The 11680-nt window shown below is 68.2% G+C and carries 13 protein-coding genes and 1 pseudogene; 6 read left to right on the forward strand and 8 right to left on the reverse strand.

The window, feature by feature from the left end:
* From QOC69_RS26735 to QOC69_RS26755, 5 genes and pseudogenes are all read left to right on the forward strand, one after another.
* A pseudogene (locus QOC69_RS26735) lies at positions 1–241 on the forward strand (MSMEG_0569 family flavin-dependent oxidoreductase); the annotation flags it as partial.
* An 11-nt stretch (positions 242–252) separates the two neighbouring features.
* Positions 253–1308 (forward strand): MSMEG_0568 family radical SAM protein, encoded by a 1056-nt coding sequence (locus QOC69_RS26740; RefSeq protein WP_526445358.1) that lies wholly within the window; start codon positions 253–255, stop codon positions 1306–1308.
* A gap of 2 nt (positions 1309–1310) precedes the next feature.
* Complete coding sequence (locus tag QOC69_RS26745) at positions 1311–2753, forward strand: MSMEG_0567/sll0787 family protein (protein WP_526445382.1); 1443 nt, start codon at positions 1311–1313, stop codon at positions 2751–2753.
* 1 nt (position 2754) lies between these two features.
* Positions 2755–3594, forward strand: coding sequence for a carbon-nitrogen hydrolase family protein (locus tag QOC69_RS26750; RefSeq protein WP_526445360.1), 840 nt, complete (start codon positions 2755–2757; stop codon positions 3592–3594).
* Positions 3595–3596: 2 nt separating this feature from the next.
* Positions 3597–4691 carry an MSMEG_0565 family glycosyltransferase gene (locus QOC69_RS26755; RefSeq protein WP_526445362.1) on the forward strand — a complete coding sequence of 365 codons (1095 nt, stop codon included), beginning with the start codon at positions 3597–3599 and terminating at the stop codon, positions 4689–4691.
* Here QOC69_RS26755 and QOC69_RS26760 read toward each other — a convergent pair.
* From QOC69_RS26760 to tnpA, 7 genes are all read right to left on the reverse strand, one after another.
* Complete coding sequence (locus QOC69_RS26760) at positions 4688–5623, reverse strand: SDR family NAD(P)-dependent oxidoreductase (protein WP_526445364.1); 936 nt, start codon at positions 5621–5623, stop codon at positions 4688–4690. The genes QOC69_RS26755 and QOC69_RS26760 overlap by 4 nt on opposite strands.
* The gene (locus QOC69_RS26765) at positions 5620–6603 is read right to left on the reverse strand and encodes an NAD(P)H-dependent flavin oxidoreductase (protein ID WP_526445366.1); all 984 of its coding nucleotides are present in this window, start codon (positions 6601–6603) and stop codon (positions 5620–5622) included. Before QOC69_RS26765 ends, QOC69_RS26760 begins: the two co-directional genes overlap by 4 nt.
* Positions 6604–6631: 28 nt before the next feature.
* Complete coding sequence (locus tag QOC69_RS26770; protein ID WP_526445368.1) at positions 6632–7129, reverse strand: DUF2834 domain-containing protein; 498 nt, start codon at positions 7127–7129, stop codon at positions 6632–6634.
* A 52-nt stretch (positions 7130–7181) separates the two neighbouring features.
* Positions 7182–7574 (reverse strand): nitrile hydratase accessory protein, encoded by a 393-nt coding sequence (locus QOC69_RS26775; protein WP_526445370.1) that lies wholly within the window; start codon positions 7572–7574, stop codon positions 7182–7184.
* Positions 7561–8220 carry a nitrile hydratase subunit beta gene (gene nthB / locus QOC69_RS26780; RefSeq protein WP_526445372.1) on the reverse strand — a complete coding sequence of 220 codons (660 nt, stop codon included), beginning with the start codon at positions 8218–8220 and terminating at the stop codon, positions 7561–7563. Before nthB ends, QOC69_RS26775 begins: the two co-directional genes overlap by 14 nt.
* Positions 8217–8837, reverse strand: coding sequence for a nitrile hydratase subunit alpha (gene nthA, locus QOC69_RS26785; protein WP_526445374.1), 621 nt, complete (start codon positions 8835–8837; stop codon positions 8217–8219). Before nthA ends, nthB begins: the two co-directional genes overlap by 4 nt.
* Positions 8838–8967: 130 nt before the next feature.
* A complete protein-coding gene (gene tnpA / locus QOC69_RS26790; protein ID WP_526445376.1) occupies positions 8968–9396 on the reverse strand; it encodes an IS200/IS605 family transposase in 429 nt (142 codons plus the stop codon).
* Positions 9397–9457: 61 nt separating this feature from the next.
* Here tnpA and QOC69_RS26795 point away from each other — a divergent pair, with 61 nt between their 5' ends.
* Positions 9458–10708 (forward strand): transposase, encoded by a 1251-nt coding sequence (locus QOC69_RS26795; RefSeq protein ID WP_526445378.1) that lies wholly within the window; start codon positions 9458–9460, stop codon positions 10706–10708.
* Positions 10709–10753: 45 nt separating this feature from the next.
* Here QOC69_RS26795 and QOC69_RS26800 read toward each other — a convergent pair.
* On the reverse strand, positions 10754–11680 hold a 927-nt coding region (locus QOC69_RS26800; RefSeq protein WP_526445380.1), incomplete at its 5' end, for an Lhr family helicase.

Raw genomic sequence — 11680 nt, forward strand, 5'->3', positions numbered from 1 at the left:
GATCGGGTACCGGCCCGATTACCGGTGGATCGAAGCGAGTGCGTTCGACGGCGCAGGCCGGCCGATGCAGAACCGCGGCGTCACGGGAGTCGAGGGCCTGACGTTCATCGGGCTGCCGTGGATGTACACCTGGGGTTCGGGCCGCTTCCTCGGCATCGACCGCGACGCCAAACACATTGCGACGACGATCATCGACGATCTTCATCACCAGTCCGCGCCCCGGCTCGCCGTGGCCCGCTGAGAGGAGAATCCATGTCAGTCTCCACTCGAGTTGACCTCGCCCTGCTTGGCATTCGCGGCCGGCCGCCGGTGAGTCGTACCGCTGGTGCGGGTCCCAGCGACGACGGCCACCTGGTGATCGACGGCCGCCCCGCCGCCATCCCACTCAACCCGCTAAGCCCCTTCGTCTTCGACGGCGCCAAGGTGCTCCTGGATGGTGAGGATTCCGGGCTCGACGTCCGCGTCATCGACCGGCCCAGGTTCTACGATCTGCAGACCGCGGAAGGCGTGTCATACGAGAAGATCGCCCGGCTGCACGGCCGGAACGTGCTCGCCACCACAGTCGTTCAGACCTGCATCCGCTACGCGGAGGACCAGCGCTGCCGATTCTGTTCGATCGAGGAGTCGCTGCGGTCGGGCGCCACCACCGCCGTCAAGCGCCCTGCCGAACTGGCGGAGGTGGCGGAGGCGGCGGTGCGCCTCGACGGTGTCGAGCACATGGTGATGACCACCGGCACCTCTGCGGGCGGTGACCGCGGCGCCAGGCACTTGGCGCGTTGCGTGCGGGCGGTGAAGGCCGCGGTGCCTGGACTGCCCATCCAGGTGCAGTGCGAACCACCCGGCGACCTGGCCGTCCTCGCCGAACTGCGCGACGCGGGTGCAGACGCCGTCGGCATTCACGTGGAATCCCTCGACGATGACGTTCGTCGCCGATGGATGCCGGGCAAGGCGACCGTTCCGCTGTCGCAGTACCGCGATGCGTGGCGCGAGGCGGTCCGGGTGTTCGGACGCAACCAGGTCTCGACGTATCTGCTCGTCGGACTCGGCGAGGATCCCGATGAGCTCGTTGCGGGCGCCGCCGAGCTCATCGAGATGGGGGTCTACCCCTTCGTGGTGCCGTTCCGCCCGCATCCCGGCACGCTGGCCGTCGACATCGACGGAGCTGGCGCGCCTGATTCGGCCATCGTCGAGAAGGTGTCCCGTGAAGTCGCCAACACCCTTCGGCTGGCAGGCATGGCGGGTGCCGATCAGAAGGCCGGTTGCGCCGCGTGTGGTGCTTGCGGCGTTCTGCAGAGTGTGGGTGGGTGAGCCTGGTGGAGACGACGAGAACCGAAGTGGCCCAGCAGCTCCGGCGTAGGCAAGAGCTGTCGATCCTGGCAGGCGGCCGCGCCCATTCGACGCCGGCGTTCCTCATCCATCGTGCGGAGAGTGACGCGGACGTCGCCTCATTCCGCAGGCTGCGTCACGACGCGTTCGTGCGCGAGCAGCACCTCTTCGCAAACAGCGACGCAGACGACATCGATGACGACCCGCGCACCGTGGTCCTCGTCGCCGCTGCCGCCGACGGGACGGTGCTCGGCGGCGTGCGACTCGCGCCACGGTGCGAACCCGACATCGGATGGTGGACGGGCAGCCGGCTGGTCACGGTCGACTCGGCACGGTCATCGGGGGTTGGCCCCGCACTCATCCGGGCGGCGTGCGCCCACGCGGAGTCCGCGGGTGTGCTTCGCTTCGACGCCACGGTGCAGGCGCGCTACGCCGCGATGTTCGGCTCGCTCGGCTGGGAGAACCACGGCGATTGCCTGGTCGCGGGCCAGCCACACGCCGTGATGCGCTGGCCGCTTCATCAGATGCAGCGCCTGACCGACGCCACCAAGTCGTTCCTCGGCGACGTACTGGCGCCGCTGCGGGAGGTCCAGGGCGGCCTTGGCCCCGCGGGCTTCGTCGGGGACGACGGCGTGCCATTGCCCGGCAGCGACTTCGTCGCCGCGTGCGATGCGATCATCCCGTCGATGGTCGAACGCGATCCGGAATGGGCGGGGTGGTGCTCGGTGTTGGTCAACGTCAACGACCTGACGGCGATGGGCGCAACGCCAACGGGTCTCCTGGATGCGGTCGGCGCCCCGACCAGATCCCTGCTCACCCGCATCGTGCGGGGGATCTCCAAGGCGTCGGCTGCGTGGCAGGTCCCGGTACTCGGTGGGCACACCCAGCTGGGCGTCCCCGCATCGCTCGCGGTGACGGCGTTCGGCCGCACCGCCGAACCGGTCCGCGCAGGCGGTGGCTCGGCGGGAGACATGCTGCGCCTGACTGCGGATCTGGTCGGCGACTGGCGGCCGGGACACCATGGCCGCCAATGGGATTCCAGCAGCACCCGCGACAGCGCCGACTTGGCACGTTTGGCAACTCTGGTGGCACGGATGCGGCCACGCGCGGCCAAGGACGTCAGCATGGCGGGCATCGTGGGGACCGCGGGCATGCTCGCCGAAGCCAGCGGGACCGGCGCCGAACTCGACGTCGCAAGGATCCCGCGACCGGCGAAAGCCGACATGGGGCAGTGGCTGACGTGCTTTCCTGGCTACGCCATGCTCACCGCCGACCACGCCGACGCCCGTGCGACACCAGTACCCGACGGGGTGTCCGCAGCGGACTGCGGCAGTCTGACGACTGATCCGGGTGTCCGGTTGCGATGGCCGGACGGTGTCACGACGACCGCCGTGGCGCCCCACGTGACCGGGCTGGGGAGGGCGTGAGTTGACCTTGGTGACGATCGCCGCCGTCGCGGCGAACTTCGGTCGCGACGTCGGTCGCGGTGTCGCCAAGGTGGTCGGCATCGTGGAATCAGCCGCACGCGATGGCGTCGACCTCCTGGTGTTCCCCGACGCCTGCCTCGGCGGCTACATCGGTGACCTGCGCGCCCCAGATCCCGACGACAGGCCGTCGGCACTGGACCCGGGCGGGCCCGAGATCGCGACGGTGATCGCCGCTGCCGGGCCGATGACCGTGTGCCTCGGTTACGCCGAGGAGGCCCACCACGGTCGCTACAACGCGGCGATCTGCGTCTCGGGAGACGGAGTGCTCGGTCACCATCGCAAGGTCCATCAGCCGGCGGGCGAAGGGCTGGCCTACCTTGCCGGAGATGCCTTCGCGGCGTTCGACACCCCGGTCGGCCGCCTCGGCATGCTGATCGACTACGACAAGACGTTCCCGGAATCCGCTCGCGCTCTGGCGCTGGACGGCGCGCAGATCATCGCGGCGCTGTCGGCGTGGCCGGCCAGCGTGACCGACCGTGCGTCGAGACTGCCCGCCGACCGGCAGGCCCGCCTGTTCGACCTCTACGACTGTGCCCGCGCCGCCGAGAATCAAGTGGTGCTGGTGTCGTCGAATCAGACGGGCGTGATGGGAGCCTTGCGATTCCTTGGCCAGGCCAAGGTGGTGGGTCCCGGCGGTGACGTGCTGGTGAACACCGGATCCAAGGGCGGAATGGCGAAGGTCACCGTCGACGTGGAAGCTGAAATCACCAGGGCCAGAAGGGTGTTGAACCACTTGGCCGAACGTCGGGTGGACGTCTACGGCATCACGACGCGGAGTTGACCGTGCGCGTCGCACTCCTGACCTATTCGACGAAGCCCCGGGGTGGGGTGGTGCACACGCTGAACCTGGCCGAGGCACTGGCGGCGTCGGGTGTGGAGGTGACCGTGTGGTCGTTGGCCCGCCAGGGTGACCGTGGCTTCTTCCGCGACGTCGATCCGGCGGTCCGGGTGAGGCTGGTCGACTTCCCCGACCGCGGCGAGGAGTCGGTGACCGACCGCATCGTGCGGTCGATAGCCCTCCTGCGCGCGGAGTTCACCCCGGGCGAGTACGACGTCGTGCACGCCCAGGACTGCATCAGCGCCAACGCCGTGGGTACCTGCATCCGCACCATTCACCACCTCGACGAGTTCACCACGCCGGTGTTGGCCGAGTGCCACGAGAAGGCCGTCGTCGAACCGTATGCCCGCATCTGCGTGTCGGCAGCCGTGGCCGCCGAGGTGGCCGCGGGCTGGGGTCTGCATCCCACCGTCATCCCGAACGGCGTTCGCGCGCAACGGTTCATCGATGCGGCTGCCGAAACGCCGTCGGCACGAAACCGGCGAGACGGTTGGCGGCAACGCCTGGGAAGCTACGTGCTCGCCGTCGGGGGGATCGAGCCCCGCAAGGGCACCATCGACCTGGTCGAGGCGTATCACCTTCTACGCCAACGACTTCCCGACGTCGGACTGGTCATCGCCGGCGGTGAGACGCTGTTCGACTACCGGTACTACCGCGCCGCCTTCGAGCAGAAGTGCGCCGATCTCGACGTCGATCCCGTCATTCTGGGCACGCTCGAGGACGACGAACTACCCAGTCTGGTCGCCGCATCGGCGGCCTTCGCCTTTCCCTCGACGAAGGAGGGATTCGGGCTGGCCGCCATGGAGGCATTGGCCGCGGGCCGACCCGTCGTGACGCGGGACCTGCCGGTGCTGCACGAGGTGTTCGGTGACACGGTCCGCTACGCCTCCACGCCTGCCGCGTTCGCCGAAGCCCTCGTCGACGCACTACAGTGCGATGCCAACCCCCAACCGGGCCGCGCGCTCGCGTCGTCACTCACCTGGGAGGATTCCGCGCGGCGTCACGTCGAGTTCTACCGGTCCCACCCGATGCCCGGCTAGCCAATCAGCCGAGCGGACAGGTCCCAGAGACGGGCCGCGTTCTCGGGGTCGAGCGCGTACGGTGCGACGCCTGCGATGGTCAGTTCGTCGCGGCGGTGCACGACCGGTGCCTCGTTGCAGTCCTCGAAGTACCGGCCACCAACGCCGTCGAGCAGGGGAGAGGCGGCGAGCAGCGTCGAGGTGGCAGCGCCCTGCTCGGGGCTCTTGAGTCGGCTGCCCGCCCTGCGGAAGCGCTCTTCGGCGTCCTTGCCGTAGTCCGGCGCGAGGTGTCGCTGCAGCGCGGTGAGGATTCCGCCCGGCATCAAGGCATTGGCGAGAATGCCGTCGTTCGTCCAACGCCGGGTGGCCTCGACGGCGAATAGCACGTTGGCCGTCTTGGACTGGCCGTACGCACCGAACGGGTCGTACTCACGGAACGCGTAGTCGACGTCGTCGAAGATCACCGGGGACCGCAGGTGTCCACTGGAGCTGACCGAGACGATGCGGGCGCCGCCTGCCGAGACAAGTGCAACGTGCAGGCCGATGGCGAGAGCGAAGTGGCCGAGATGGTTTGTGGCGAACTGCATTTCGTGTCCGGTGGCCGACAGCGACAGCTCCTGGATGGCCATCACCCCGGCGTTGTTGACAAGGATGTGCAGGGGCCCGCTCCAGGCCGCGACGAAGGCGGCGATGCTTGCGGGGTCGCTCAGGTCGAGCGGGCCCACGTCGACCCGGCCGCCGATCTCACCGGCAACCCGGGTGCCCGCGGCGGTGTCGCGCACTGCCAGCGTGACGTGTGCACCGGCGTCGGCCAGTGCTCGCGCGGTCTCGACGCCGATGCCCGAGGCGCCGCCGGTGACGATCGCGCGCTTGCCCGAGAGGTCGACGCCTGCGATCACCTCCGCCGCGGTCGAGTCGGATCCGAATGGCGTGGTGATCAGGTCATGGCTCACGACTCATCGCAACGCGGCCGAAGCGGGTCGTGTTCCCGCTGTACGGCGTCGATCGCGCGGCCGGCTTCGTCGCTGATTCGACGCACTAGGGCCGTTGCGGTATCCAACTCGGTGATCAGGTCGACGGCCTCGCCCGCCCAGATCGGCAAGTAGTCCATGTCGGCGCGGTCGACGCCGAGCCGGAACTCGGCCTTGGCGTTGACGTCGAACCGCAGCGCGTCCTCGCGGTCGCGCCAGGTGTCGGTGAAGCGGTTGCGCAGCGTGCGTGCTGTGAAGCGACGCGGCCACGGGGATTCCCTGGCGATGTCCAACACACGGTCGCGTGTGGTGTCCGCGGCAGCGGCGGCCGTAATCGCCTTGCCCTGCTCCGCGCTGATCAGTGCCTCGTGCGTCGCCTCGAAGCGGGTTCCGATCATGGCACCGGCGGCGCCGAGGACGAGGGCCGCCGCCAGACCGCGACCGTCGGCGATGCCACCCGCCGCAAGGACCGGGGTGTCGCCGGCCACGTCGACGACGGCGGGGACGAACGGCAGCGTGCCGCGGCCCTCCCCGTGACCGCCTGCTTCGGCGCCCTGTGTCACCACGACGTCTGCGCCGAGATCCAGTGCGCGCCGCGCATCGGGCAGTGTGGTCACCTGGATCATCAGCGGGATTCCCGCGCCACGGACCGCGTCGGTGAACGGCGTCGGATCGCCGAACGACAGCATGATCGCGGCCGGTTGCTGAGCCACCGCCCGCTCGAGCACAGCGTCGTCGACGGCCCACGCCAATAGACCGATGCCCCAAGGCTTGTCGGTCCCCGCACGGGCTAGGGCGCACTCCCGCTCCAGCCAGTCCGGCCCGCCGCTGCCGACCATGCCCAGGCCTCCGCCTTCGGAGACCGCGGCCGCCAATGCTCCGCCCGCGACGCCGCCCATCGGGGCCAGCACGATCGGATGCTCGATGCCGAGCATCGTCGTCAACGGTGTTCGCAGCCCCATGCCTGCACTCTAGGCAAGCGCGGCGGCCTCAGGCGCCGCTAGGAAGGGGGTCGAGAGCCTTCGCGGCCTTCTCGTGGCGGTGTTGACGCTCGGCGACCGCGAAATAGAACGCCAGGGCGAAGGCCGAACTGGTGAATAGGACCAAAGTCCAGAACAGCCAGGACCGCCGGATGCCACGCCGGTATCCGTCGACGATAGTGAACAGCGGGATGAGCACGAGGCTGATGATGGTGTAGTCCTGGCTGGCCGAACTGGCCGCCGGATTGTCGTAGCCCAACACGATGAACTGCTGCCAGCTGCCAGGACCCCAGATCGGATTGCCCCCGGGCACCGCGAACTCGGCGACGAACTGATGGTTGAAGTAGTAGCCGATGACGGTCGCCGCGATACCCGCCGCGTAGTAGGTCAACTCGAGCGGCGTGAAGAGCGGGCCGCCGGCTGGCCTGGCGAAGATCTGCGGATTGGCCCGGACGATCCAGGCGATGACGGCGACGCCAAGAAGGGCGTGAACGATGAGCGCGACCATGGCCTCAGTATGGTGCGATGCGGCCCGAAGTTTTGTCATTTTTGACAAATGCTCAGCGCGGTGATGGTCCCGGATCGTTGTCCAGCAGAATCGGCTGACCGTGCGGCGTGGCATGCGCCGCGCGATCCCATGCGGCGCGACGCGTGTCGAGGTGGCCCGAGGTGGCCACGCCCTTGTCGACGACGAGGCGCTCGATGGCGGCCAGCCAGTGCCGGTAGTACGTGGAGCCGTCGTCGGGGTCGCCCGCGGCCTGCGCCCGGCTGATCTCGGTGGCCAATGTCGATGCCCACTCGTTCCAGGTGAACAGGCCGCGTTCGTGAAGCAACAGCGTCATCGCGAAAGCCTGGGCCTGCCAGGGCGCTTCGAAGGCCGGAGCGCCATCGGCGTCACGCGGAATCGGCGCGACGGGTTCAGCCGCGGCGAGCAGGGCGTCAGCCGGCTTCAAGGTAGCTTTCCCACGCGTCGATCGAGGTCGTCAGTGTTGGGTCCGCGTCGTCACCCCACAGCTCCACGCCGGTGAACCGCACGGTGTACAGCCATTGCGGCGCCTCGCCCCGACCGGACGCATTCGCGTCGGCGAAGACGTGGGCTCCATGAATCCGTTCGACGATGCCGCGCTTGGCGCGGGCATACCGCGGCAGACGCGTGTGGCCCAACGGGTTCATGTTGCGTGTGACGACCGGGTCGCCGACCGCGTAGCGCGCCGGTGTGGCGACCGGTCGTTCGTTGGTCACGCTGGCAGTGAGGACGCGTAGTACGTTCTCGGGTTTGAGCACTCCCGTGCCGGGCTTCCCCGGTGCGAGTGACCGGCCGGTGTCGAGCTCGTCCTGGGTGACCAGACCGGTCTGCAACAGAAGCTTCTCCAGCCCCCTCAGCCAGATCTGGTAGTAGCTCGATGACAGATACTCGGGGGGCGGTAGCGACTCGCGCGCGTGGCGGCTGGTGTCGAGATTCCACGCACCGGTGGCCGACGCGGCCAGGGTGAGACCGAAGACGCGCCGCTCCCAGTCGGCATGAAACGTTGGCTCATCGGGCTCCACTTCGATGGGGCCGAACCCCATGTCGCCGCCCATGTCCTGCGCCCCGTTCACGCGGGCACCTGCTCAGGGGAGAGCGCGAGGCCGGTGCCGATCATCGAGTCGCGGGTGACGAGGTCGGCGAGCCGTTGCTCGCTCCAACCGTCGGTCCCGGCCGGACGCATGGGTATCACGAGGTAACGCACCTCTGCCGTCGAATCCCAGACGCGGATCCTGGTCGAATCGGGGAGTGTCACACCGAATTCGGCCAGCACGCTGCGCGGATCGAACACCGCGCGCGAACGGTAAGGCGCCGATTTGTACCAGACCGGCGGTAGGCCAAGCACCGGCCAGGGATAGCAGGAGCACAGGGTGCAGACGACCATGTGGTGCTCGGTCGGGCTGTTCTCGACCGCCACCATGTCGTCGCCCTGGCGGCCGGTGAAGCCGCAGGAGGCGATCGCCGCGGTGGCGTCCTCGCGCAGCCACTGGGCGAAGCCTTCGTCGGCCCACGCCTTGGCGACGATCTGAGCGCCGTTGCGGGGCCCGATCCGCGTCTCGTAAGCCTCGACCACTGCATCGACGGCGGCCGGATCGATGTAACCCTTCTCGGTGAGGATCGATTCAAGCGCCCGCACCCGCAACTCGACGTCCGAGAGCTCGCCGTCACCGTGCCCGCTATCGGCGGTCATGGCATTGGAGTCTATCGGCGAAACCTGGTCTGCTGAGCGAATTCAGCGGATTCTTACGAGGAACCCCGGTCGTTGCGGCCGGGAGGAGTCGCATCGCGTTCTGTGTGTTGACGTGTCGCGCCAGTACGAATTAGTCGGCACGTTTCTGGTTTTCGATGTAGTCGTTGACAACCGACAGTGGTGGGCCGCCGCAGGAGCCGGCGAAGTAGGACGGGGACCAGAAGTGCTCGCCCCACTGGTATTTGTGAAAGTGGCCGGGGAACTCTTGGCGCAGGCGTCGTGCCGAGACGCCCTTGAGGCTGTTGACCAGTCGCGTTAGCGCGATTTTGGGCGGGTAGTGCACGAGCAGGTGCACATGGTCGGTGTCACCGTTGAACTCGTGCAGTTCGACGTCGAAGTCGGCGCAGACGTCGCGCATGATCTGTTCACAGCGGTCGAGGATCTGCGCAGTCAATGGTCCGCGTCGATGTTTTGGGGTAAAGACCAAATGTGCGTGCAGGTCAGAGACAACGGATCTTCCCCTGCGAACATGGGGATCTGGCTCCCATCGAGGTGACATAGACCAATACTGCTCTGGCAGCAGGACGTGGTGTGTCGGTCCCCAGGGTTAGGGTGCGGTCGTGAAACAGGTGGTGCAGGTTCGGCTGGAGGTGGACCCCGCCCAGGTGGATGTGCTTGCTCGCACGTTGATCGCCTGTAACGCGACCGCGAACTTGGTATCAGCGGTGGCGCACGCTCAGCGGGTGTACCGGCCCCGGGATCTGCGGGCCATCACTTACGCTCAGGCCCGCCAGCACGCCGGTCTCGGGGCGCAGGTCGCGCAGTGCTGTATCCGCAAGGTCGCCGATTCCTATACGTCGTTGACGGCGAATCTGCGGGCGGGCCGGTATGGCACGCCGGGAAGTCCGCGCCGCACCAAGGTGGAAACCTCGGCGATCCGGTTTCGGGCCTTGGCGGCGCAGCCGTTCGATGACCGCTGCTTGTCCTGGATTCATGACACCGACGCCGGCACGGGTGGGACGGTGTCGATCTGGACGGTGGACGGGCGGTTGAAGAACCTGCGATTCGCCGGCAGCGCTGAGCAGGTCGCGCTGCTGAGGACCCATCGCAGCGGTGAAACCGATCTGGTCGTGCGCCGGCACCGCGGCGGGACACTGAGGGCCTATTTGATCGCCACGATCGACGTGCCCGACACGCCAGTGCGCACCGGTGAGCACCTCAAGGGCGCCGGCGGGTGGATCGGTGTCGACCTGGGCATCGAGAACATCGCGGTCACCAGTGACCGGTCTTTGGCCCGGGAACTGATGAGTACCTACGGCGCGGATGCTGCTGGTGGGGCCAGCGGGCACGGCAGTGTGAAGGATCGCCGCACCCGCAACCGTGAACTACGCCAGAAACTGCAGAAGAAGAACACCACGTCAGCGAAACGGCTGCTGCGCGTACGCGCCCGCAGGGAAGCCCGGTTCGCCGCCGATGTCAACCACCAGATCGCCAAGAGGATCGTGGCCGAGGCTGAACGCACCGGACGCGGGATAGCAGTCGAAGAACTCACTGGTATCCGCGAACGGGTACGGCTCCGCAAGCCCCAACGTGCCACACACGCCAGCTGGGCCTTCGCCCAGCTCGGCGCGTTCCTCGCTTACAAAGCAGCCCGAGCTGGTGTGCCGCTGGTCCATGTGGACCCGGCCTACACCAGCCAGCGTTGCACCCGCTGCGGCCATATCGACAGACGCAACCGGACCAGCCAGGCCGAGTTCGTATGCCGGGACTGCGGATTCATCGCAGAACACGCAGACATCCTCGGGGCCGACAACATCGCGCACCGAGCACCAACCACCTGGGCCCAGTCAACGGTCCCCAGCGCGGCGTAACACCTGACAGCCAGCTAGGCACTACAGCTGCAAAACCCCGGTCCCTCAAGACCAGGTAGTTGACCGCAGCCGCAGGCCTCTCGGGGTGCGGGCGAAGCCGCTGCCGGTCAAGGCGTCACGCACGGTGGACAGGCGGTCGTCCGCACCGGGATCGAGCACCGAGACGCCGTTGGCCTTCTCCACCAGCAAGGACTGCAGCCGTCGGCCTCCGACCATCTCCGCAAGTGCGGCCGCCGCCGACCGATTCGCCTCGACGTCGTCGGAGTACGACAGCAGGGTGCGCCCACCGCGCTCCAGGAACCACACCAGCTCCCCGTCGACCAAAACCACGAGTGCGCCGGCCTTGCGGCCCGGCCGGTGCGCGCCGTCGCCGGGCCACGGCAGGGCGGCGCCGTACGGGTTGGCCGGGTCGGCCGCTGCGAGCACGACCGCCTGGTAGGCACGCCGCTCCTGGTCGACGTCGTCGAGGTAGGTGCGCAGCCGGTCCACGGTGGACGCCACCGCGAACTGGGCGCCACCGAGCGATTCGACGAAGTAACCGCGCTGGCACTTGCCTGCATCCTCGAATGCGCTGAGCACCTTGTAGAGCATCGCGAACCCACCGGGCAGCCCTTCGGAGGAACCCTTCGTCAGCACGCCGTAGCGGTTCAACAGCAACTCGGCCTGGAAGTGGGCGCGCACCGTCGATTCGGGTTCGGCGGGCGGCAGCTTGGACCACCGGCCGGCGACCGTCGGCTCGGACGTGCGGGTCTGGGCGTGCGCGACGCTGTAGCGGCTCATCCGGGGGGGACGCTGCCGCTGGCGGTGCGCGCCGCCGCGGCGGCCCGTGCCGTGCAGTAGTGCGCGCACGGGGGAGAACGTGTCGCCGGTGACCCAGCCGGCCCAGATCAGTTCCCAGAGAGCGGCTTTCAGTGACTCTGTGTCGACCGCATCATCGAGTTGGCGGAAGAAGTACGCCCCGCCGTGACCGAG

The organism is Mycobacterium sp. (genome assembly GCF_032162105.1).
Taxonomy (GTDB): domain Bacteria; phylum Actinomycetota; class Actinomycetes; order Mycobacteriales; family Mycobacteriaceae; genus Mycobacterium.